The organism is Pseudomonas sp. Cab53 (assembly GCF_018325965.1).
Lineage (GTDB): Bacteria > Pseudomonadota > Gammaproteobacteria > Pseudomonadales > Pseudomonadaceae > Aquipseudomonas > Aquipseudomonas chlororaphis_E.
Genome location: NZ_AP021902.1, coordinates 4805734 through 4828073, shown reverse-complemented (window position 1 = coordinate 4828073; position 22340 = coordinate 4805734). Strand labels below are relative to the sequence as shown.

Annotated in this window: 24 protein-coding genes and 1 pseudogene; 10 read left to right on the top strand and 15 right to left on the bottom strand. The window is 61.7% G+C overall.

What is annotated here, in order from left to right:
* Positions 1 to 24 precede the first annotated feature (24 nt).
* The gene (gene grxD / locus KI241_RS21065; protein ID WP_042730403.1) at positions 25 to 366 is read left to right on the top strand and encodes a Grx4 family monothiol glutaredoxin; all 342 of its coding nucleotides are present in this window, start codon (positions 25 to 27) and stop codon (positions 364 to 366) included.
* 226 nt (positions 367 to 592) lie between these two features.
* Here grxD and bfr read toward each other — a convergent pair whose 3' ends face one another.
* On the bottom strand, positions 593 to 1066 hold the full coding sequence (gene bfr / locus KI241_RS21060) for a bacterioferritin (RefSeq protein ID WP_042729347.1): 474 nt from the start codon (positions 1064 to 1066) through the stop codon (positions 593 to 595).
* A 199-nt stretch (positions 1067 to 1265) separates the two neighbouring features.
* Positions 1266 to 1484, bottom strand: a complete 219-nt coding sequence (locus tag KI241_RS21055) for a bacterioferritin-associated ferredoxin (RefSeq protein WP_042729348.1) — start codon at positions 1482 to 1484, stop codon at positions 1266 to 1268.
* 316 nt (positions 1485 to 1800) lie between these two features.
* On the opposite strand from KI241_RS21055, the gene KI241_RS21050 reads away from it, so the two are divergent.
* Positions 1801 to 2403, top strand: a complete 603-nt coding sequence (locus KI241_RS21050; protein WP_042729349.1) for a peroxiredoxin — start codon at positions 1801 to 1803, stop codon at positions 2401 to 2403.
* A gap of 220 nt (positions 2404 to 2623) precedes the next feature.
* Here the strand turns inward: KI241_RS21050 and rnt are convergent, their stop codons facing one another.
* Both rnt and pyrC read right to left on the bottom strand, forming a co-directional pair.
* Positions 2624 to 3301, bottom strand: coding sequence for a ribonuclease T (gene rnt, locus KI241_RS21045; protein WP_003204947.1), 678 nt, complete (start codon positions 3299 to 3301; stop codon positions 2624 to 2626).
* Entirely contained in the window at positions 3298 to 4344 is a 1047-nt protein-coding gene (pyrC, locus tag KI241_RS21040) for a dihydroorotase (protein ID WP_212802958.1), read from the bottom strand. Before pyrC ends, rnt begins: the two co-directional genes overlap by 4 nt.
* 191 nt (positions 4345 to 4535) lie before the next feature.
* Between pyrC and KI241_RS21035 the strand changes: the two genes are divergently transcribed.
* A complete protein-coding gene (locus tag KI241_RS21035; RefSeq protein ID WP_047736610.1) occupies positions 4536 to 5531 on the top strand; it encodes an OmpA family protein in 996 nt (331 codons plus the stop codon).
* A 127-nt stretch (positions 5532 to 5658) separates the two neighbouring features.
* Positions 5659 to 6876: an argininosuccinate synthase gene (locus tag KI241_RS21030; RefSeq protein ID WP_024779511.1), complete on the top strand. Its 1218-nt coding sequence runs from the start codon at positions 5659 to 5661 to the stop codon at positions 6874 to 6876.
* 288 nt (positions 6877 to 7164) lie between these two features.
* Here KI241_RS21030 and KI241_RS21025 read toward each other — a convergent pair.
* A pseudogene (locus tag KI241_RS21025) lies at positions 7165 to 7422 on the bottom strand (hypothetical protein); the annotation flags it as partial.
* A 451-nt stretch (positions 7423 to 7873) separates the two neighbouring features.
* Here KI241_RS21025 and KI241_RS21020 point away from each other — a divergent pair.
* Positions 7874 to 8500: a response regulator transcription factor gene (locus KI241_RS21020; protein WP_042729353.1), complete on the top strand. Its 627-nt coding sequence runs from the start codon at positions 7874 to 7876 to the stop codon at positions 8498 to 8500.
* Positions 8501 to 8571: 71 nt separating this feature from the next.
* Here the strand turns inward: KI241_RS21020 and KI241_RS21015 are convergent, their stop codons facing one another.
* The 8 genes from KI241_RS21015 to metG all read right to left on the bottom strand — a co-directional run bounded on the left by KI241_RS21015 (position 8572) and on the right by metG (position 15366).
* Complete coding sequence (locus KI241_RS21015; protein ID WP_042729354.1) at positions 8572 to 8754, bottom strand: hypothetical protein; 183 nt, start codon at positions 8752 to 8754, stop codon at positions 8572 to 8574.
* A gap of 107 nt (positions 8755 to 8861) precedes the next feature.
* Positions 8862 to 9500, bottom strand: a complete 639-nt coding sequence (gene nth, locus KI241_RS21010) for an endonuclease III (protein ID WP_047736606.1) — start codon at positions 9498 to 9500, stop codon at positions 8862 to 8864.
* Positions 9497 to 10030, bottom strand: coding sequence for an Rnf-Nqr domain containing protein (locus KI241_RS21005; protein ID WP_042729356.1), 534 nt, complete (start codon positions 10028 to 10030; stop codon positions 9497 to 9499). Before KI241_RS21005 ends, nth begins: the two co-directional genes overlap by 4 nt.
* Complete coding sequence (locus KI241_RS21000; protein ID WP_042729357.1) at positions 10023 to 10634, bottom strand: RnfABCDGE type electron transport complex subunit G; 612 nt, start codon at positions 10632 to 10634, stop codon at positions 10023 to 10025. Before KI241_RS21000 ends, KI241_RS21005 begins: the two co-directional genes overlap by 8 nt.
* Entirely contained in the window at positions 10631 to 11617 is a 987-nt protein-coding gene (locus tag KI241_RS20995; RefSeq protein WP_212802957.1) for an RnfABCDGE type electron transport complex subunit D, read from the bottom strand. Before KI241_RS20995 ends, KI241_RS21000 begins: the two co-directional genes overlap by 4 nt.
* A complete protein-coding gene (gene rsxB / locus KI241_RS20990; RefSeq protein ID WP_042729359.1) occupies positions 11604 to 12623 on the bottom strand; it encodes an electron transport complex subunit RsxB in 1020 nt (339 codons plus the stop codon). Before rsxB ends, KI241_RS20995 begins: the two co-directional genes overlap by 14 nt.
* Positions 12620 to 13192: an Rnf-Nqr domain containing protein gene (locus tag KI241_RS20985; protein WP_212802956.1), complete on the bottom strand. Its 573-nt coding sequence runs from the start codon at positions 13190 to 13192 to the stop codon at positions 12620 to 12622. Before KI241_RS20985 ends, rsxB begins: the two co-directional genes overlap by 4 nt.
* A 128-nt stretch (positions 13193 to 13320) precedes the next feature.
* Entirely contained in the window at positions 13321 to 15366 is a 2046-nt protein-coding gene (metG, locus tag KI241_RS20980; protein ID WP_123578443.1) for a methionine--tRNA ligase, read from the bottom strand.
* A gap of 314 nt (positions 15367 to 15680) precedes the next feature.
* Between metG and apbC the strand changes: the two genes are divergently transcribed.
* Positions 15681 to 16775, top strand: a complete 1095-nt coding sequence (gene apbC / locus KI241_RS20975; RefSeq protein ID WP_212802955.1) for an iron-sulfur cluster carrier protein ApbC — start codon at positions 15681 to 15683, stop codon at positions 16773 to 16775.
* Positions 16776 to 16901: 126 nt separating this feature from the next.
* Here apbC and KI241_RS20970 read toward each other — a convergent pair whose 3' ends face one another.
* Positions 16902 to 17660 carry an SDR family oxidoreductase gene (locus KI241_RS20970; RefSeq protein WP_042729363.1) on the bottom strand — a complete coding sequence of 253 codons (759 nt, stop codon included), beginning with the start codon at positions 17658 to 17660 and terminating at the stop codon, positions 16902 to 16904.
* A gap of 158 nt (positions 17661 to 17818) precedes the next feature.
* On the opposite strand from KI241_RS20970, the gene KI241_RS20965 reads away from it, so the two are divergent.
* From KI241_RS20965 to groL, 4 genes are all read left to right on the top strand, one after another.
* Positions 17819 to 18550 carry a HugZ family protein gene (locus KI241_RS20965; protein ID WP_042729364.1) on the top strand — a complete coding sequence of 244 codons (732 nt, stop codon included), beginning with the start codon at positions 17819 to 17821 and terminating at the stop codon, positions 18548 to 18550.
* Between the two features lie 66 nt (positions 18551 to 18616).
* Positions 18617 to 19093: an FxsA family protein gene (locus KI241_RS20960; protein ID WP_042729365.1), complete on the top strand. Its 477-nt coding sequence runs from the start codon at positions 18617 to 18619 to the stop codon at positions 19091 to 19093.
* Between the two features lie 241 nt (positions 19094 to 19334).
* The gene (locus KI241_RS20955) at positions 19335 to 19628 is read left to right on the top strand and encodes a co-chaperone GroES (RefSeq protein ID WP_042729366.1); all 294 of its coding nucleotides are present in this window, start codon (positions 19335 to 19337) and stop codon (positions 19626 to 19628) included.
* A 50-nt stretch (positions 19629 to 19678) separates the two neighbouring features.
* Positions 19679 to 21325 carry a chaperonin GroEL gene (groL, locus tag KI241_RS20950; protein ID WP_042729367.1) on the top strand — a complete coding sequence of 549 codons (1647 nt, stop codon included), beginning with the start codon at positions 19679 to 19681 and terminating at the stop codon, positions 21323 to 21325.
* 235 nt (positions 21326 to 21560) lie between these two features.
* Here the strand turns inward: groL and KI241_RS20945 are convergent, their stop codons facing one another.
* Positions 21561 to 22304: a phosphatase PAP2 family protein gene (locus tag KI241_RS20945; RefSeq protein WP_123578441.1), complete on the bottom strand. Its 744-nt coding sequence runs from the start codon at positions 22302 to 22304 to the stop codon at positions 21561 to 21563.
* Between the last annotated feature and the right edge of the window lie 36 nt (positions 22305 to 22340).

Sequence of the window (22340 nt, the reverse complement as noted above, 5' to 3'; positions counted from 1 at the left end):
CAGAAGTTCAAGCCGAGGTGCTCCATGGATATCATCGAAACGATCAAAGACCAGATTGCCAACAACACCGTCCTGCTCTACATGAAAGGCGCGCCGAATGCTCCGCAATGCGGCTTCTCGGCCAAGGCTGCCCAGGCGGTGATGGCATGTGGCGAGAAGTTCGCCTACGTAGACATCCTGCAGAACCCGGAAATTCGTGCCAACCTGCCGAAGTACGCCAACTGGCCTACCTTCCCGCAACTGTGGGTGGGTGGCGAGTTGATTGGCGGCAGCGACATCATGACCGAGATGGCGGCTGACGGTTCGCTGCAGGATGTGATCAAGGCAGCTGTCCAAGCCGCTGCGGAGAAGAAGACCGAAGCCTGATTTACGATGGTCCATGTTTGCCGCACCTATTGTGGTTGGACAAGGACCATGTGGGAGCGGGCTCGCCCGCGAAGGGGCCGGTACATCCAACATCTGTGCAAGCTGACCCAGCGCTTTCGCGAGCAAGCCCGCTCCCACATTGGATTTGGCATGCCTGGAAGTCCAGGCAATAAAAAGCCCCGCCTCTCACAAGAGGGCGGGGCTTTTTAGTGGCAGGCGGGGGAAGTTACTCTTCGCCCATCTGCGATTGCAGGTAGTTCTCAAGACCCACTTTATCGATCAGGCCCAATTGGGTTTCCAGCCAGTCGATGTGCTCTTCCTCGGATTCGAGGATGTCTTCCAAAAGTTCGCGGCTACCGAAGTCGCCAACGCTTTCACAATGGGCGATGGCGGCTTTCAGATCGGCGTGGCCGGTGCGCTCGATGCGCAGGTCGCACTCCAGCATTTCCTGGGTGTGTTCACCGATGTGCAGCTTGCCCAGGTCCTGGACGTTCGGCAGGCCTTCGAGAAACAGGATGCGCTTGATCAGCTTGTCCGCGTGCTTCATCTCGTCGATGGATTCGTGGTACTCGTGCTTGCCCAGCTTGTTCAGGCCCCAATCTTCGTACATGCGCGCATGCAGGAAGTATTGGTTGATCGCGACCAGTTCATTGGCAAGGATCTTGTTGAGATGCTGGATGACTGTGATGTCGCCTTTCATGATGAGGCCTGCCCTGTAATAGCTGTGTATGGGGCAGAGTTTGAGCCGCGTATTGACCAGTGTCAAACCTAAGTTATTGAATAATAAATGAAAATTAATCGGAATAAGAATGTTTGTGTTCCGCGTCTTGACGCTAACCAATTGATTTACAGGCATAAAAAAACCGGACATGGTGTCCGGTTCCTTGAAGTGCTGTTTATTACGCGGCGGTAAATTCTACCGGGTAGGGAATGGCGGCTTGTGCCGTCTGCACCTTGGCGAGGGTTTCACGTACCACTTCCTTGGCCAGGCAGGCACATTTGCCGCATTGGCTGGCTACGCCGGTGGCCTGGCGGACTTCGCGATAGCTGCAGCAACCTTCGTAGATTGCTTCGCGGATTTGTCCGTCGGTGACGCCAGTGCAGAGGCATACATACATAAGTGAGAACCGTCGCTGGTTGTGACTCAATTGAGACGGATCTTAATGTTAACGAGAATGATTGTCAAAGTGGTTTCTGAAACCCTCGGGCCAGAGCGGTGCCTGCCTGACGAACGGTTCTGCGCGAGGATCATTGCACGATCATGAGGCGAAACATTGATTTTTCAATGTCGCGGAAAAACCGTTGAAGACAGTCCAAATGCCCGGTGTATGATGGTCGGTCCTTGCAAAGCGGGTTCGTGTCACAGGGCTGTCGCCTGAGGGTGACAGGCTGGCCCGGACCTTGTTTTCACGTTACTACACCAGGAGATATCCAATGAGCGTACTCGTAGGCAAACAAGCCCCTGACTTCACCGTTCCAGCCGTCCTCGGCAACGGCGAAATCGTCGACAGCTTCACCCTGTCCTCGGCCATCAAAGGCAAATACGGCCTGGTGTTCTTTTACCCACTGGACTTCACCTTCGTCTGCCCGTCCGAGCTGATCGCACTGGATCACCGCATGGACGACTTCAAGGCGCGCAACGTCGAAGTGATCGCTGTCTCGATCGACTCGCACTTCACCCACAACGCCTGGCGCAACACCCCGATCAACAATGGCGGTATCGGCCAGGTGAAATACACCATGGCTGCCGACATGAAGCACGAGATCGCCAAGGCCTACGACGTTGAGTCCGAAGGTGGCGTGGCTTTCCGTGGTGCGTTCCTGATCGACGACAAAGGCGTGGTTCGTTCGCAGATCATCAACGACCTGCCACTGGGCCGTAACATGGAAGAGCTGATCCGTCTGGTCGACGCTCTGCAATTCCACGAAGAGCACGGCGAAGTCTGCCCAGCCAACTGGAAAAAAGGCGACAAGGGCATGACCGCATCGCCTGAAGGCGTTGCCGCTTACCTGGGCGAGCACAGCGACAAGCTGTAAGCGAACCTGGCATAAAAAACCGGCCCTTGATGGGCCGGTTTTTTTTGGGGGGTGTTCTAAAGCAGAGCACAATCCTGTGGCGAGGGGATTTATCCCCGATGGGCCGCGAAGCGGCCCCCAAACCTGCCAATTGAGTTTGCCTGGCTCATCCTTCTGGGACTGCTGCGCAGTCCAACGGGGATAAATCCCCTCGCCACAAGAGAGCCAAGCCAGGCGGATGTCAGTCGTCGAAATCCTGCCAGCCACCCATCTCTTTCCACCGATTGACGATGCCGCAGAACAGCTCGGCGGTCTTCTCGGTGTCGTAGCGGGCCGAGTGGGCCTCGCGGCCATCGAAGTCGATGTCGGCGGCCTGGCAGGCTTTCGCCAGGACGGTCTGGCCGTACGCCAGGCCGGCGAGGGTGGCCGTGTCGAAACTGGAGAACGGGTGGAACGGGTTGCGCTTCATGTCCAGGCGCGCGACGGCGGCATTGAGGAAGCCCAGGTCGAAGCTGCTGTTATGCCCGACCAGGATCGCGCGCTTGCAGCCGTTGGCCTTCAACGCCTTGCGCACGCCGCGGAAGATGTCGGTCAGGGCCGTCTCTTCGCTGACGGCCATGCGCAACGGGTGGTCAAGCTTGATCCCGGTGAACTCCAGGGCCGCGGCTTCGACGTTGGCACCTTCGAACGGTTCGACGCGGAAGAAATAGGTGTGATCCGGGAACACGAAGCCTTTTTCATCCATGCCGATGGTCGTCGCGGCGATTTCCAGCAGGGCATCGGTGGCGGAGTTGAAGCCGCCGGTTTCTACGTCGACGACAACCGGCAGGTAGCCGCGGAACCGGGCTGCCATCGGGTGACGGGCACCGCCCGAACCGCCATTGCCGTCCAGTTCGTCGTCGAAATGATCTTCACTCACGCGTTTTCCTCCAGCAGGCGCCAGCGCAGTTTTTCACCGGCGCGCAGCGGGATGACGGTCTGCTCGCCGAACGGCAGGCTGACGGGGGCGGTCCATTCGTCGCGGACCAGGGTAATGCGATCGGTGTTCACCGGCAGGCCGTAGAAGCGCGGACCGTGCAGGCTGGCGAAGCCTTCGAGCTTGTCCAGCGCATTGCGCTGCTCGAATGCCTCGGCATACATCTCGATGGCGGCGTACGCGGTGTAGCAGCCGGCGCAACCGCAGGCGGCTTCCTTGGCGTGGCGGGCGTGGGGCGCCGAGTCCGTGCCGAGGAAGAACTTGGCGCTGCCGCTGGTGGCGGCGTCGAGCAAGGCTTGCTGATGAGTGTTGCGCTTGAGGATCGGCAGGCAATAGAAGTGCGGCCGGATCCCGCCCACCAGCATGTGGTTGCGGTTGTACAGCAGGTGATGCGCGGTAATGGTCGCGCCCACGTTGGCCGGGGCTTCGTTGACGAACTGCACGGCGTCGCCGGTGGTGATGTGTTCGAACACCACCTTGAGGGTCGGGAAGCGTTCCACGACGCGGCGCATGTGCTCGTCGATGAAGATTTTCTCGCGGTCGAAGACGTCGATGTCGCCGCGGGTCACTTCGCCGTGGATCAGCAGCGGCATGCCGACTTCGGCCATGGCCTCCAGCGCCGGGAAGATCGTGTCGATGCGGGTGACGCCGGAGTCCGAGTTGGTGGTCGCGCCGGCCGGGTACAGCTTGGCGGCGTGGACAAAGCCACTGGCCTTGGCGTCACGGATCTCTTCGGGCTGGGTGCGGTCGGTGAGGTACAGCACCATCAGCGGTTCGAAGCGGCTGCCAGCCGGGCGCGCTGCGAGGATGCGCTGGCGATAGCCATCGGCCTCGGCGGCGTTGCGCACCGGCGGAACCAGGTTAGGCATGATGATTGCGCGCCCGAAGGTGCGCGCGACATCGGCGACGGTATGGGTCAACACAGCACCATCGCGAAGATGAATATGCCAGTCGTCGGGACGCAGCAGGGTCAGGCGGTCGGACATTGGGGGGCTTCCAGGCGGGTCAAACTCTGGGGAATGCTACCGGAAAAGACCGATTCAGGCACCCGCTATCAAGTTCTGGCGCCGGCGACCGATAGCCCCTACAGGTGTGCCACGAATCCGTGGGGTGCCTGGGACCTGCGTCAGACTCTCAGTAGGTGTCGAACTTTGTAATAAAGCCAGTGGAGCCTCCCGTGCGCCAGCGTTATCTAGCCTTGCTCAGTGTGTTTGCCAGCCTTCCCGCGATGGCGCTCACTTTCCAGACCCGTCTGGAGAGCATTGAGTGGACGGTCGAAGGCGACAAGTTCGAGTGCCGGCTGAGCCAGCCGATCACCGATTTCGGCAGCGGCGAATTCGTGCGCCGGGCGGGCGAGCAGGCCACGTTCCGTCTCAAGGCCTACAACCCAATGCTGGGCGGCGGTTCCGCCACCTTGCTGGCGGCGGCCTCACCCTGGCAGCCGGGGCGCGGCGACATCAACCTGGGTTCGGTGAGGATCGGCAGCGGCGACGTGCTGTTCAACAGTTCCCAGGTCCAGGCCGGGCGACTGATCAGCGGGCTGATGGAAGGTCGCAGCCCGGTGGTGCGCCGCAACAGCGAGGACGGGCGCGTCTCGGAAGTCCGCTTGCTGCCGGTGCGCTTCAACAAGGCCTTCAATGATTACCAGGGCTGCGTGGCCAAACTGTTGCCAAAGAACTTCGAACAGATCAAGCAGACCCAGATCGCATTTCCCGGCGAGTCCATCGAGCTCGATGCCCGTGCCAAGGCGCAACTGCAGGTGATGCTCGACTTCATCAAGGCCGACCCGAGCGTCAATCATGTCGAGCTTGACGGTCACTCCGACAACAGCGGCAACCGCCTGACCAACCGTGAGCTGTCGCGCCGCCGGGCCCTGGCCGTGCAGGAATTCTTCAAGGCCAACGGTTTCCAGGAATCGCAGATCACCGTGCGTTTCCACGGTGAGCGTTACCCTCTGGCGCCCAACACCACCGCCGCCAACCGGGCCAAGAACCGTCGCGTGGTCGTGCAACTGGCGCGTGTGGAGCCTGCCCAGGCACCGACACCAGCACCGGTGCCGGCTGCGCAACCGGCCCCTGCGCCACCCGCACCGGCCGCCGCGCCTGCCAAGGTTCCGGCCCCCGCCGCTGCGCCGGCCAAGGCGCCTGCCGGGGCCACTGCGCGCACGTCCTGATCCCGCGTGGTCGTCGCGCGTTCGACATAATCTGTCGCTTCGTCGTCATAAGCTGTCGCGCCCCTGTAAATTATCCGCGTTGGACGTTAGACTTCACGGCTTTCCGTAGAACCCGTGGAGTGATGGCATGGCGGACGTAAACAAGGTCGTTCTGGCGTATTCCGGCGGCCTGGACACTTCGGTGATCCTCAAGTGGCTGCAGGACACTTATAACTGCGAAGTGGTGACCTTCACCGCTGACCTGGGGCAGGGCGAAGAAGTCGAGCCTGCGCGCGCCAAGGCTCAGGCCATGGGCGTCAAAGAGATCTACATCGATGACCTGCGCGAAGAGTTCGTCCGCGACTTCGTGTTCCCGATGTTCCGCGCCAACACCGTCTACGAAGGCGAGTACCTGCTGGGGACTTCCATCGCCCGTCCGCTGATCGCCAAGCGCCTGATCGAAATCGCCAACGAAACCGGCGCCGATGCCATTTCCCACGGCGCCACCGGCAAAGGCAACGACCAGGTTCGTTTCGAACTGGGTGCCTACGCCCTCAAGCCAGGCGTTAAAGTCATCGCCCCGTGGCGCGAATGGGACCTGCTGTCCCGCGAAAAACTGATGGACTACGCCGAGAAGCACGCGATCCCGATCGAGCGTCACGGCAAGAAGAAGTCGCCGTACTCGATGGACGCCAACCTGCTGCACATCTCCTATGAAGGTGGCGTGCTGGAAGACACCTGGACCGAGCACGAAGAAGACATGTGGCGCTGGACCGTCTCCCCGGAGAAGGCCCCGGATACCCCGCAGTACCTGGAACTGACCTACCGCAATGGCGATATCGTCGCCCTGGACGGCGTGGAAATGAGCCCGGCCACCGTGCTGGCGACCCTCAACCGCATCGGTGGCGAGCACGGCATCGGCCGTCTGGACATCGTCGAGAACCGCTACGTCGGCATGAAGTCCCGTGGTTGCTACGAAACCCCGGGCGGCACCATCATGCTGCGCGCCCACCGCGCCATCGAATCGATCACCCTGGACCGTGAAGTCGCTCACCTCAAGGATGAGCTGATGCCCAAGTACGCCAGCCTGATCTACACCGGCTACTGGTGGAGCCCTGAGCGTCTGATGCTGCAACAGATGATCGATGCTTCCCAGGTCAACGTGAACGGTGTCGTGCGCCTGAAGCTGTACAAGGGCAACGTGATCGTGACCGGGCGCAAGTCCGACGACTCGCTGTTCGATGCCAACATCGCGACCTTCGAAGAAGACGGCGGTGCCTACAACCAGGCCGACGCGGCCGGTTTCATCAAGCTCAACGCCCTGCGCATGCGCATTGCGGCGAACAAGGGTCGCAAGCTGTTCTGACCCTGCCTGTGTAAAAAACGGCCTGCCCTGCGCAGGCCGTTTTTTTTGGGGGCTCCCTTTTCTGTGCAGGGATTATCCATCCTGCCTGGCCGTGGCCTCGCCTGCGCCCCGGTAAATGACGTAGACGATGATGCGGGTGGCTTGTCTGTCGCGTTTGGACCGTGGGCGTTGCGATTGCCCGCACACCACGCACCCGGGGCGCCGCCGCTTGCGTCCGGGGCGATGACATTGCGTCGGCAACACCTGGTGTTTGTTTGTCCGGCGCAACGTCCGTTTACGCCGGCCGAGCGAATCATCCAGGGTCTTGAGGAAATGTTTGCCCTTGGGAAAGTCGGAAGGTGAATACAGCGAGCGGTAGTTGAAGTTCAGGGTGGTAAAAAACAGCAATAACAGATAAAACGGAAAACTGATCAAAAACCAAAGATAGTATTCGCGATCGTCATCGTCCAGAAACGGCAGGGAGATGGCCGCGGAAGTTTCCGATAGCGTGGCAAATACAGCGATGAGGGTCATGGGGTTGGTAATGGTCTTCAAGGGTTTGTTCATATGGGTTGCTCATACAATATGCTCGGTGAGTCAGTTGATGGATAGGGTTATTAATAACTAGTCCAATACCGCGGCGCTGGCAAGGCGTGAATGGACGCTGCCTTGATTTCTGTTTTTTTATATTGAACGCGCCTGGCACTTCGATGCGAGGCTATTTAACCAAGGCTTTAACGATCCTATTAGCCACATGCCTTGAACCACCGGCCTCGGGGTGGAAGCGTGGCGTAATACGATTTGTCCAGAGGTTACCGGGAGGTTAAGAAAGGTCGCTTGCGGGCCGTCGAAAAATTCATGACACATTTTTTTCGGGTGAATTTGTAGGATTTTTCTGTATAGCTTGTAGGTTTCGTCTTTCGCTGCGAGCGGCCAGGGGGGGGCGGCATGCCAAGGTAGAAATGACTAGGCTATTGTGCGTGCTCTAAAAATTCGAACAGCGAAGTTGGATTTGCCCATGAATAAAGTGCTGATCGTGGATGATCACCCCGTCATTCGTCTTGCTGTACGTCTGCTGATGGAGCGTCATGGTTATGAAGTTGTGGCCGAAACGGATAACGGCGTCGATGCGTTGCAACTTGCGCGGGAACTTATGCCCGATATCGTCATTCTCGATATCGGTATTCCGAAGTTGGATGGCCTGGAGGTTATTGCCCGCCTGAGCGCCATTCCCTCGGCAATGAAAGTCTTGGTGCTGACGTCCCAGTCGCCCGGGCATTTCTCCATGCGTTGCATGCAGACGGGAGCGGCCGGGTACGTGTGCAAGCAACAGGACTTGACCGAGTTGTTGAGCGCGATCAAGGCCGTATTGTCCGGCTACAGTTATTTCCCCAACCAGGCGCTGCATACCGTGCGCTCCAGCCTGGGTAACGCCAGCGAGTCGGACATGGTCGATCGTTTGTCCGGACGGGAAATGATGGTGCTGCAACAACTGGCGCGCGGAAAAACCAATAAGGAAATTGCCGATGGGATGTTTCTGAGCAACAAGACGGTCAGTACCTACAAGACGCGTTTATTGTTGAAGCTCAACGCGCGTTCGCTGGTCGATCTGATCGAGCTGGCACAACGCAATGGGTTGGTGTGAGTCAGGCGGTCACCCATAGCCAATAAAAAAGCCTCCATCGGGGAGGCTTTTAGGTGTTTGGGGGCAAGCGGTCAAAGGTCAAAGTCGTAATCGGCCAACTGCTTCTGCAAGCGGCGTTCTTCCAGCAGATTATCAATGGTGCGGCGTTTGCTCAGGTTGGTTTTCGCCACTTCCACGACCACGGGTTCCGCGTCGTCGGACTCAACGGCGATGAATTCGTCTTCTACATCCAGTTGTTCTTTGCCAGTACTCATGGGTTCGACTCCAGGCTAAGACTGCCATTGGCGCTCCTTATATCGATAAACCACGGGCGGGTAAAAAAGATTTTTTCAATCGACAGATCAATAAAACCAATAGCGCCTCAATCGTCGGAGGTCTTGTGCTTGTATTCACATAAATCTTCGATCCGACAGCTGCCGCACCGGGGCTTGCGTGCCAGACACACGTAGCGCCCGTGAAGAATGAGCCAGTGGTGGGAATCCAGGAGGAACGCCTTGGGCACGAACTTCATCAGCTTGTTCTCCACTTCCACCACGTTCTTGCCGGGCGCCAACCCGGTGCGGTTGCTGACGCGGAAGATGTGCGTGTCGACCGCCATGGTCAGTTGCCGGAACGCGGTATTGAGCACCACGTTGGCGGTCTTGCGGCCGACGCCCGGAAGCGCTTCCAGGGCTTCGCGGGTCTGCGGGACCTCGCTGTCATGGCGCTCGATCAGCAGGCGACAGGTTTCGATGACGTTCTTGGCCTTGCTGTTGTACAGCCCGATGGTCTTGATGTACTCGGACAGCCCTTCGACGCCCAGGGCGTAGATCGCCTCCGGCGTATTGGCCACCGGAAACAGCTTGGCCGTGGCCTTGTTGACGCCGACGTCGGTGGACTGGGCCGACAGAATCACCGCGATCAACAGCTCGAACGGCGAGGAGTAGGCCAGTTCGGTTTTCGGTTCCGGGTTGTCTTCGTGAAGGCGACGAAATATTTCCAGGCGTTTGGCGGCGTTCATGGGCGCGGCGTGTCCTTGGTAGGTGAATGAGGGCTGGCGGCCGTCCAGGCCTGGCGGGCCGCCAGCAGCAAGCCGAGCAGGATGAACCCGCCCGGGGCCAGCGCGGCCAGGGGCAGGGCGCTGGCGATCAGCTCGCGCAGGGCGCCCAGGCCAAGCATCCAGAGGCCGAACAGGCCAGCAAGCCTGAGGCGAGCGGACAGACGCCGCTCAACGAGGGCGTCTTGTTGTTCCAGCACCACGCCGCTCAAGGCGATCCAGCCCAGGTAAAGGCTCGACACCCGGAACGGCTCCGGCGCCCAGGCCTGGAGCACGAAGCCTGTGCAAGCGGCCAGGGTCGCCGCCAGCACGGCACAGGCGAGCACGCGTTGATACGCGCTCAGGCGATGTCGGACACTTCCCATCGCCGCGTCTTGCGCAACGACGATCAACGCCCAGGCCAACCATACCCCCAGCGCACCGGCCATCGAGTCGCTCGCGCCGACCAATGGGACGAGCAACAGCCCGCGCGTCAGGGCCCATGGCTTATTCATCCGCGACCACTCCGGTCAGTTGAGCCTGGTGCTCGTCGAAGTAACGCAGCGTATCGTGAACCGCCTCCAGGACGGCTCGGGAGGTCACGGTCGCGCCGGCCAATTGGTCGAATTGCCCGCCGTCCTTTTTCAGGGCCCAGGCGCTGTCGTCAGTCTGCTGGCGTGATTGGCCGGTGAAGGTTTGCAGCCAGGCATTTGGCCAACCGGCAATCGCCGCGCCCAGTCCGGGGGTTTCGGACTGATGCAGGGTTTTCACGCCCAGCAGGCGGCCTTGCACGTCGATCGCGATCAGCAGTTCGATGCTGCCTTCATACCCCGTTGTCTGGCTGCGTAGCAGCACCGCGCTGGGTTGGCCGGCGCGGGTGGCCCGGTAGGCCTGTAGCAACGAGCTATGGGCCAGGGACACGGCGGTCGTCATCACCGGCTGCGCCAATGGCTGATTGTCGTAGCGCTCGACGGGCAATACGTCGAGCAGGGCGCGGGTTTGCTGCGCTTGTCGTTGCGCCTCGATGCGCCCGGCCGTGCTCAGGTGCGTGAGGTAAGTGGCACCGCTGCCGAGGGCAACCAGTGCGATCAGGAGGGCCACGCCGCCGGGATTGTTCATGCCGGTTGCCGCCGTTGCCGTGCAGCGGCCAGGCGCTCCAGTGCGGGGACGCCAAGGTTCATCAGCAACACCGCAAATGCCACGCCGTCGGGGTAACCGCCCCAGGTGCGTATGGTGTAAGTCAGCAGTCCCACGCCGACCCCGAACAGCAGTCGAGCGAGTGGCGCCTTGGCGCCCGAAACCGGTTCGGTCACGATGAAGAACGCCCCGAGCATGGTTGCGCCGGTGAGCAGATGAAACAGCGGAGAGCCATGGGAATCGGAGCCTGAGCCGTTCCAGCCGATCAGGCTGATGAGGAACAGGCTGGCCAGCATGCCCACCGGTGCGTGCCAACTGAACACCCGTTGTTGCAGCAGAAACAGGCCGCCGGCCAGGAACGCCAGGTTGACCCATTCAGCGCCCCGACCACCGAAATGGCCAAACGCCGGGTTGTGGGCGAACAATTCGTCGATGGTCAGGCTTCGGTTGAGCCGCAGGCTGTCCAGCGCGGTCGCCCCGGCCCAGGCGTCGGGTGCTGGCGGTGTGCCGAACACGTGTTGCAGGCCTTCCAGCAAGCCCACGGCGTGGGGCGCAGGCCATTGACTCATGTGGGCAGGAAACGCCACCAGGGCCAGGGCATAGCCGAGCATGGCCGGGTTGAATGGGTTGCTGCCGACGCCCCCCCACAGGTGTTTGCCAAAGAGCAGGGCGCAGGCCACCGCCGTGACGGTCAGCCACCAGGGACCGTACGCTGGCAAGGCCAGGGCCAGCAGGGTGGCGCTGACCAGCGCACTGCCATCGAACAGCTCGGGGGCGAGTGATCGGCGGCGCAGGCGCAGCACCGCGGCTTCGATCGCCAGTGCGGTGAGCCCCGCCAGCGCCAGGTTCAGCAAAATGCCCCAGCCCTGGAACCACAGCAGCGCCACCGCGCCCGGCAGCGTCGCCAGCAGCACGCGCTGCATGGCCTGGCGCAGTCGTTCGTCCATGGGCTCAGGGCGTGACATGGGCGTCCACCTGGCGCTCGGCGTCCTTCACCGCTTGCTCCAATGCCAACACCTGGTCGTCCGGGGCCGCCGCCGCGCGGGCCTTGCTGAGCTCGGCGCGGCGCATGGCCAATTGGATCTTGGCCCGTTTCAGCTCGGCGTTCGGCGCGGGTGCCGGGGCTGGCGCTGGCGCGGTTTGCGGTGCGGCGCTTTCCAGTTGTATCAGGGCTTGCTCGGCCGCTTCGAACTGGCGTTGCAGCACGATCAGTTGCGATTGTTGCTCGAAGGTCGGCGGATGACCGAAGGCCTTCAAGGATTTGTTCAATTGCGCCCGGCTCATGGCCAGGTCGACCTTGGCCTTTTTCAGGGCGGCATCGGCGTTGGCGGCTTTCTGCGCGCGCACCCGTTCCAGCGCGGCTTGAACCGGGTCGAGCGCCTGGGGTTGAGCCGGGGCCTGGGCGGCGCGTTGGGTGCGGGCCAGGCGTTCGGCCTGGCGCTGCTCTTCTTCACGCCGCAAACGGGCGTTGCGTTGCTCGAAGCGCCGTCGGGCATGGTTGCGTTTGGCCGCGCGCGCTTGTTGCTCCTCAAGGCTTGAGGTCAGGCCGCCGATAATCGGCAGCACGCTGGCTGTCGGCAGGGGTCGCATCTCGATGCAATCGACGGGGCAAGGCGCTACACACAGGTCGCAACCGGTGCATTCGTCGATGAGGACGGTGTGCATCAGCTTTGCCGCGCCGACTATCGCGTCCACCGGGCAGGCCTGGATGCACTTGGTGCAGCCGATGCATTCGGCTTCACGGATAAAGGCGATTTGCGCCGGGGCCGCGCCGCGGCTGGTGTCCAATTCCAGCACCGGTACTTTCATCAGCTCGGCCAGGGCCGCGATGGTTTCCTGGCCGCCGGGTGGGCACTTGTTGATCGGCTCGCCCTGGGCAATGCCCTCGGCGTAAGGCTTGCACCCCGGGTGCCCGCATTTGCCGCATTGGGTTTGCGGCAGCAGCGCGTCGATACGTTGAATCAGGCTCATGTCTTGACCAGCCCGCGCAATCCAAGAAAGGCCACCGCCATCAGTCCGGCGCTGATCAACTGAATCGGCAGCCCGCGGAAGGGCAGGGCAATAGCGTGAGTGAAGGTGCGCTGGCGCAGGTCCTCGAACAGGCCCAGCACCAGCCAGAAGCCCAGCCCGGCGCCCAGGCTCAGGGCGACGGCGTGGCCCAGGCCCTGGTCGTCCTCGCCATTGAGCAGCGTCACGCCGAGGACGCCGGCATTGCCCAGCAGCAGTGGCCACAAGCCGTCGAACGGCCATGTCGGCCGCCAACGTGCCAGCCCGCGCAGCAGGGGGGCGATGAGCAATACGCTTAAGGGCAGCCAGACCAGCAGGCGCAACGCCGTCAGTTGGGCCGGCGCCAGCAACCAGTGATCGAGCAGATAGCCCAGGGTGCCGACCACCAGCATCAGGCACGTCGTCGCCAGCCCCAGGGCGTGCACCCGCCGCCTGCCATCGGTCGTCAGCAGCGGATCGACGCCCAGCGGCCAATGCAACACCAGGTTGTTGATCAGGGCCGCGCTGAACAATGTAAGAAGGAGGTCGGTCATGGGCGTATGGGTGAAAGGGCCTGTTACACGATGAGGCATTATCCGCCACGCGGGCAGGGCGGGCCAGATATGAAAATCCCACAGCCGCCTGCAAAGCGACTGTGGGATCGGTGCAGCGTGCGGTCGCGTTACTTGATCCGCTGGCCTGGCTTGGCGCCGCTGTCGGGGCTCAGCAGGTAGATTTCCTCGCCACCAGGGCCCGCCGCCATCACCATGCCTTCGGACACGCCGAAGCGCATTTTGCGCGGCTTGAGGTTGGCGATCATCATCGTCAGCCGGCCTTCGAGCTTGGCAGGGTCCGGATAGGCACTCTTGATGCCGGAGAACACGTTGCGCTGTTCATCGCCGATGTCCAAGGTCAGGCGCAGCAGTTTGTCGGCACCCTCGACGGCTTCGGCCTTGACGATCAGCGCGACGCGCAGGTCCACGGCGGCAAAGGCGTCGAACTCGATTTCCGGCGACAGCGGATCCTTGGCCAATTCGCCATTGCCGGTCGGGGCGCCGGTGTCGGTCTGGCTGGCGGCCAGGTCTTCCTTGGAGGCGTCGGTCATGGCTTGCACTTTGGCGGCGTCGATGCGGGTCATCAACGGCTTGAACTCGTTCAGTTGATGGTTGCTCAGCAGGGTCTGGTGATCGTTCCAGGTCAGCGGCGCGACATTGAGGAACGCCTCGGCGTCGGCGGCCAGCAACGGCAGCACCGGCTTGAGGAAAATCACCAGTTGGCGGAACAGATTCACACCCAGGGCGCAGATCGCCTGGACTTCTTCCTGCTTGCCTTCCTGTTTGTTCAGCGACCACGGCGCCTTGTCGGCGATCCAGGCGTTGGCGCGGTCGGCCAGGGCCATGATCTCGCGCATGGCCCGGGCGAAATCGCGGGCCTCATAGGCTTCGGCGATGCTCGGCGCGGCGGCCAGGAACGCTTCGGTCAGCTCCGGTGCCGCATTGCCTGCCACCAGCACGCCGGCATTGCCCTTGTGGATGAAACCGGCGCAGCGGCTGGCGATGTTGACGACTTTGCCCACCAGGTCGGAATTGACCTTCTGCACGAAGTCGTCGAGGTTCAGGTCCAGGTCATCGACGCCACGGCCCAGCTTGGCCGCGTAGTAGTAGCGCAGGTATTCCGGGGACAGGTGGTCCAGGTATGTCCGGGCCTTGATGAAGGTGCCGCGGGACTTGGACATTTTCTGGCCGTTGACGGTCAGGTAGCCATGGACGTTGATGCCGGTCGGCTTGCGAAAACCCGCGCCTTCGAGCATTGCGGGCCAGAACAGGGCGTGGAAGTTGACGATGTCCTTGCCGATGAAGTGGTACAGCTCGGCGGTGGAGTCCTTGCCCCAGAACGCGTCGAAGTCCAGCTCCGGCGTGCGGTTGCACAGGTTCTTGAAGCTGGCCATGTAGCCGATTGGCGCATCCAGCCAGACGTAGAAGTACTTGCCGGGCTCATCCGGGATCTCGAAGCCGAAATACGGCGCATCGCGGGAGATGTCCCACTGTTGCAGGCCGGCGTCGAGCCATTCGGCGATCTTGTTGGCGACGGCGTCCTGCAGGGTGCCGCTGCGGGTCCAGGCTTGCAGCATCTGCTGGAAATCCGGCAGCTTGAAGAAGAAGTGCTGGGAATCCTTGAGCACCGGCGTGGCCCCGGAAATCGCCGACTTCGGGTCTTTCAGGTCAGTGGGTGCATAGGTGGCGCCGCACTTTTCGCAGTTGTCGCCGTACTGGTCCTCGGTGCCGCATTTCGGGCAGGTGCCCTTGATGAAGCGGTCGGCCAGGAACATTTTCTTTTCCGGGTCGAAATACTGGGTGATCGAGCGGGTCGCGATGTGCCCGGCATCACGCAGCTTGAGGTAGACCTGACTCGACAGCTCGCGGTTTTCCTCGGCGTGCGTGGAGTGGAAGTTGTCGAAGTCCACCAGGAACTCGGCAAAGTCGGCGCTGTGTTCGGCCTGGACGTTGGCGATCAGTTGTTCCGGGGTGATGCCTTCCTTTTCCGCGCGCAGCATGATGGCCGAGCCGTGGGCGTCGTCGGCGCAGACATAGATGCATTGGTTGCCGCGATGCTTCTGGAAGCGCACCCACATATCGGTCTGGATGTATTCCAGCATATGGCCGAGGTGAATCGAACCATTGGCATAGGGCAGGGCGCTGGTGACGAGGATCTTGCGTGGCTCGGACATGGGGCTCGGCTACTTGATGAAACGGAGGTCGGCCACTATAAAGCGCCGGCGGCTTTTTTTCACCCTATGAGCCTGTTTCCGGATGCTGGCAGGGCCTGTGTGGCGAGGGAGCTTGCTCCCGCTGGGTGGCGAAGCCGCCCTTAAAAAGGTTGTGTACCCTGACAACGTCAGCCTTGGTGCGACTGCTGCGCAGTCGAGCGGGAGCGAGCTCCCTCGCCAGAGGGACATTCACACAGCAGTGTTTGGGTCGCCACAAAAGAATGGGCGGCGTAGGATAGCCGCCTGTTTTTCCAGTCTTGCTATCGGAGTTGCCCATGAGCGCCGTCAATCGCGCAGCGGTGGAAGCCGTCCTTCGCCAGTACACCGACCCCTACCTGAACCAGGACCCGGTCAGCGCCGGATGCGTGCGTGCCATCGATGTCCAGGGCGATCGCGTCCACGTCCAGTTGGAAATCGGCTACGCCGCCGACCTGTTCAAGAAGGGCTGGGCGCAAATGCTGCAGATGGCGATCGAAGGCCTGGATGGCGTGGCGGCCGCCCAAGTCGACATCACCAGCGTGATCGCCGCCCACAAGGCCCAGGCCCAGGTGCCGGGGCTGGCGAACGTCAAGAACGTGATCGCCGTGGCCTCCGGCAAGGGCGGCGTGGGCAAATCCACCACCGCCGCCAACCTGGCCTTGGCGCTGGCCCGTGAAGGGGCCAGGGTGGGGATCCTCGACGCCGATATCTATGGCCCGAGCCAGGGCATCATGTTCGGTATCGCCGAAGGCACCCGGCCGCAGGTCAAGGACCAGAAATGGTTCGTGCCGCTCAAGTCCCATTGCGTGGAAGTCATGTCCATGGCGTTCCTGACCGATGACAACACGCCGATGGTCTGGCGCGGGCCGATGGTGTCCGGCGCCTTGCTGCAACTGGTGACGCAGACCGCCTGGGGCGACCTGGATTACCTGGTGATCGACATGCCGCCAGGCACCGGCGATATCCAGCTGACCCTGGCGCAGAAAGTCCCGGTGGCCGGCGCGGTGATCGTCACCACGCCCCAGGACCTGGCCCTGCTGGATGCGCGCAAGGGCGTGGAGATGTTCCGCAAGGTCAACATCCCGGTGCTGGGGGTGGTGGAGAACATGGCCGTGCACATCTGCTCGAACTGCGGGCACGCCGAGCATCTGTTCGGCGAAGGCGGCGGGGAAAAACTGGCGACCCAGTACGGCGTCGAACTGCTAGCCTCGCTGCCGCTGTCGATGCTGATCCGTGAGCAGGCCGACGGCGGCAAGCCCACCGTGAGCGCCGAGCCGGACAGCCAGATCGCCATGGTCTACCAGGAACTGGCTCGCCACGTAGGCGCGCGGATCGTGTTGCAGGAAGCCGCCATGCCGGCGATGCCGAACATCACCATCAGCGACGACTGATAGAGTGAAACCCTACCCACTGTGGGAGCGAGCTTGCTCGCGATAGCGGCGTATCAGTCGCATCAAGGCTGACTGAACTGACGCTATCGCGAGCAAGCTCGCTCCCACATTTGGGTTGCGGTGACCTTAGATCCGCAACCCGCCATCCATTTCCAGGATCCGGCCGGTGTAGTAGTCGTTCTCGAAGATGTACGCCGCCGAATGAGCGATCTCCTCGGGCCTGCCCATGCGTTTAAGCGGGATGCCCGAGGTCATTTTTTCCAGGGCCTCGGGTTTCATGCCCAGGGTCATTTCAGTCTCGATGAAGCCCGGGGCGATGCCGGCGACACGAATGCCGTAGCGCGCCAGTTCCTTGGCCCAGGTCACGGTGGCGGCGGCCACGCCGGCCTTGGCGGCGGAGTAGTTGGTCTGGCCGACGTTGCCGGCGCGGGAAATCGAGGAAATGTTAATGATCGCGCCGCTGTTCTTCAGCTCGACCATTTTCGCCGCCACTTCGCGGGTGCACAGGAACACGCCGGTGAGGTTGACGTCGATCACGGCTTGCCATTGGGCCAGGCTCATCTTGCTCATTTCGCCGTCCTTGACCTTGAGCAGCAGGCCGTCGCGCAGGATCCCGGCATTGTTGATCAGGCCGTGGATCGCGCCGAAATCCTCGGCCACTCGGGCGACCATGTCGCTCACCTGTTCTTCATTGGCCACGTTGCACAGGTACGCCCGGGCCTCGACGCCCTTGGCCACGCACGCGGCCACGGCCTGGTCGAGCTTCTCCTGATTGAGGTCGACCAGGGCAAGCTTCGCGCCCCTGCCCGCCAGGTACTCGGCCATGGAGCGCCCCAGGCCCTGGCAACCGCCAGTGATAATGATTACTTTGTCAGTGAGTTGCATGTGCGTGTCCCGGGATGGCAGAGCGGTTGAGGGAGTTCGGTTGCGGGCCTCTCTTCTGTAGCGGCTGGAGCGCGGCGTAGAGTTGCCCGATGGCACCTGGAAACATAGTCCAGCTGCCTGATCGTATTCAAGACGAATTTAGTCGAAGGAGTCATAAATTGAGCGTTGAAGCTGCCAAGCTTGCCCGAGAGCTGCTGCTCAAGGAATACCGTGGAGTGTTATCCACCCATTCCAAATCCATGCCCGGCTTCCCGTTCGGCTCCGTCGTGCCGTATTGCCTGGATGCGCAGGGCCAGCCGCTGATCCTGATCAGCCGCATCGCCCAGCACACCCACAATCTGCAGAAAGACCCCAAGTGTTCGATGCTGGTGGGCGAGCGGGGGGCGCAAGACGTGCAAGCCGTGGGGCGCCTGACATGCGTGGCACAGGCACGCAAACTCCAGGACAGCGCCGCCATCGAGGCCGCTGCCGAGCGCTATTACCGTTATTTCCCCGAATCGCAGAACTACCACAAGGCCCACGATTTCGACTTCTGGGTGCTCGACCCGGTGCGTCATCGCTACATAGGCGGCTTCGGTGCGATTCATTGGATCGACCAGGTCACCCTGGCCAATCCCTTTGCCGGCCAGGCCGAGGCGAGCATGATCGAACACATGAACGCCGATCACGCCAAGGCCATCGCCCATTACGTGACACTGGCCGGACTGCCGGACTGCGAGCCGGCACAGATGGTCGGCATCGACAGCGAAGGCATGCACCTGCGCATTGGCCAGGGGCTGTACTGGCTGGCGTTTCCCAGTCCTTGCAACACGCCGACACAAGTGCGCGAAGCCTTGGTTTACCTGGCTCACGCCGAGCAATGGCCGAAAAATGCAGAGGCGAACGCTTGAATTCACGAAAGGACGACGTCATTTAGGGTTTGATAGCAAGGCATTCTTGCGTTGAGGAACCTTTTGATGCGCCCTTTTTTGTTGCTCTTTCTGCTGTTCCCGGTGTTGGAGCTGTTCGTATTCGTCAAGGTCAGCGGTGCGGTCGGGTTTTTCCCGGCGCTGCTGCTGGTCATTCTCGGCTCGATGCTCGGCGTGTTCGTGCTGCGCATCGCCGGCCTCGCCACGGCATTGCGTGCCCGTGAAAGCCTGAACCGCGGCGAACTGCCGGCCCAGACCATGCTCGAAGGCCTGATGCTGGCCCTGGGTGGCGGCCTGTTGATCCTGCCAGGCTTCATCAGCGACGTGCTGGGCCTGGTCCTGCTGCTGCCGTTTACCCGGCGCATGCTCGCCAACAAGATGCGCCAGCGCGCCGAGGAGCAGGCGATGCGTCAGCGCGCGTTCGCCGATGACCTCCAGCCCCGTGGCGGCCCGACCCCACGAGAGCCGGTGGGCCGCGAGCCGACGGTGATCGAAGGTGAATTCGAACACCGCGACTCCAAGTAAACCCTTCAGCACGGCGCCTTCGGGCGCCGTGTTCGTTCAGGCGTGGACGTAAAAATTTTTCCACCCGGCCCTTGTAATCGCCTTGCGCGCCCCTATGTATGGGTCACCGCAAGGTTTCCGGTGGCAACACCGGACAGACTTCCGCGGTTCGACTGACGAACCGCAACCGGCTTCGCCGGCTTTGTTAAACCCGCCGGGACTACACCGGCCGATGAAAACCCAAAATTAGGAGAGATCGACAATGAAGCTTCGTCCTCTGCATGACCGCGTCGTCATCCGTCGCAGCGAAGAAGAGAAGAAAACCGCTGGCGGTATCGTCCTGCCAGGTTCGGCTGCTGAAAAAGCCAACCACGGTGAAGTTCTCGCTGTAGGTACCGGCCGCGTGCTGGACAGCGGTGAAGTGCGTGCGCTGGCCGTGAAAGTGGGTGACAAGGTTGTGTTCGGCCCTTACTCCGGCAGCAACACCGTGAAAGTCGACGGCGAAGACCTGTTGGTAATGAGCGAGAACGAGATCCTCGCTGTTATCGAAGGCTGATTTCCCCGCTCATTTTCCCGCTACTACACAGTATTTAAGGAATATCGATCATGGCTGCTAAAGAAGTTAAATTCGGCGATTCCGCCCGCAAGAAAATGCTCACCGGTGTCAACGTCCTGGCTGACGCAGTAAAAGCGACCCTGGGCCCGAAAGGCCGCAACGTGATCATCGAGAAGAGCTTCGGCGCTCCGACCATCACCAAGGACGGCGTTTCCGTAGCCAAGGAAATCGAACTGGAAGACCGTTTCGAGAACATGGGCGCGCAGCTGGTCAAAGACGTTGCCTCCCGTGCCAACGATGACGCCGGCGACGGCACCACCACCGCCACCGTCCTGGCCCAGTCGATCGTCAACGAAGGCCTGAAAGCCGTCGCTGCCGGCATGAACCCGATGGACCTCAAGCGCGGCATCGACAAGGCGACCATCGCCATCGTCAAGGAGCTCAAGGGCCTGTCCAAGCCTTGCGCTGACTTCAAGGCCATCGCTCAGGTAGGCACCATCTCCGCCAACTCCGACAACTCCATCGGCGACATCATTGCCGAAGCCATGGAAAAAGTCGGTAAAGAAGGCGTGATCACCGTTGAAGAAGGCTCGGGCCTGGAAAACGAACTGTCGGTCGTCGAAGGCATGCAGTTCGACCGCGGCTACCTGTCGCCGTACTTCGTCAACAAGCCGGACACCATGGTGGCCGAGCTGGACGGCCCGCTGATCCTGCTGGTCGACAAGAAGATCTCCAACATCCGCGAAATGCTGCCGGTGCTGGAAGCGGTTGCCAAGGCTGGCCGTCCTCTGCTGATCGTGGCCGAAGACGTTGAAGGCGAAGCCCTGGCGACCCTGGTCGTGAACAACATGCGTGGCATCGTCAAGGTTGCCGCGGTCAAGGCCCCTGGCTTCGGCGACCGCCGCAAGGCCATGCTGCAGGACATCGCCGTCCTGACCGGCGGTACCGTGATCTCCGAAGAGATCGGCCTGAGCCTGGAAAGCACCACCCTGGAGCACCTGGGTAACGCCAAGCGCGTCACCCTGTCCAAGGAAAACACCATCATCGTCGACGGTGCTGGCGTTCAAGGCGACATCGAAGCGCGCATCAGCCAGATCCGTGCCCAGGTTGCCGAAACTTCCTCGGACTACGACCGTGAAAAACTGCAAGAGCGCCTGGCCAAGCTGTCCGGCGGCGTTGCGGTGATCAAGGTTGGCGCCGGTTCCGAAGTTGAAATGAAAGAGAAGAAAGCCCGCGTTGAAGACGCCCTGCACGCTACCCGTGCAGCCGTTGAAGAAGGCGTGGTACCTGGCGGTGGCGTTGCGCTGATCCGCGCACTGGAAGCCCTGACCGAACTCAAGGGCGACAACGCTGACCAGAACGTGGGCATCGCTGTTCTGCGTCGCGCTGTTGAAGCGCCGCTGCGTCAGATCGTTGCCAACTCCGGCGACGAGCCAAGCGTCGTGGTCGACAAGGTCAAGAACGGCCAAGGCAGCTTCGGCTACAACGCTGCGTCGGGCGAGTACGGCGACATGATCGAAATGGGTATCCTGGACCCAACCAAGGTCACCCGTTCGGCCCTGCAGGCAGCGGCTTCCATCGGCGGTCTGATCCTGACCACCGAAGCAGCCGTGGCTGACGCACCGAAGAAAGAAGGTGCAGCTGGCGGCGGTATGCCAGACATGGGCGGCATGGGTGGCATGGGCGGCATGATGTAAGCCAGCCTTACCCTGTAGCGAAAAACCCCGCCTGCGAAAGCAGGCGGGGTTTTTTATTGCCGCTTATTGGGGAGCGAGCGTTACGCCGCTTTCGCGAGCAAGCTCGCTCCCACAGGTGATCTTGGGCGATCACCGGATTTGCGCCCACCCTGGTCCCCTGTGGAAGCGGGCTTGCTCGCGAAAGGCCAGCAGCCCCAGCATCGTTATCGCAGGCTCGCCCCCCTCTGAAAGATCCTCAGCCCCGGGCGGGGGCGGGCAGGGCTACGCGATCCGTCGTGGTGGCGGGTCGGTAAAGAATGAAGTAGTAGCAACCCAGGCAAATCAGCCAGCAGAACACTGCGGTCCAGACGTTGTGGGAAAAGAAGTGCGCCCCCTGCATCATCCTGCCGATGGAAAACACCGTGCCCAGGCCGAGGGCCAGGACGAACGCGCGTCGGGCCAGGCGTGGCCGGCGGTCACGCAGGACGAAGAACAGGGCAAACAGGGTGAAGCCGGTCGCGGCATGGCCGCCGGGCCAGCATCGGCCAGGCTTGTCGGTGGCCGGTCGCGGGCTCAGCAATTCGCTGTAGGTTTCCTTGCCGCCGAACTCCTTGAGGCTCCAGGGGCATTGCACGGCCGTCACGGCCTTCATCGGTGTGACGAACGACGTGGCCAGCGCCAGGGACAGGACCAGGCAGCCGAGTTCGCGTTTGAGTGGCTTGAGCCGGTCGACGAAAAAAGCGCTCAGGAAGCCGAGGATGGCCAACACCGAAAAGGCGATGACCGCCTGCTTGGCGCGGTCGTGAAGGATGTTCTCCAGGAAATAACTGTGGCGACCGATGAAGTTACCTACGCTCGGATCGTAGAACATACGGGCCAGATCCATGTCCAGATCGGTCCATTCCAGCAAAATCAGAATAACCGCTGTAACAGCGGGAATCCCCAGGTATAGCCAAAGGTTCAGTGGACGAGGAGCAGAGCGTGGAACGCTTGATGACATGACAGATCCTGCACAAAGAAAAGCGCCCCGGAACTT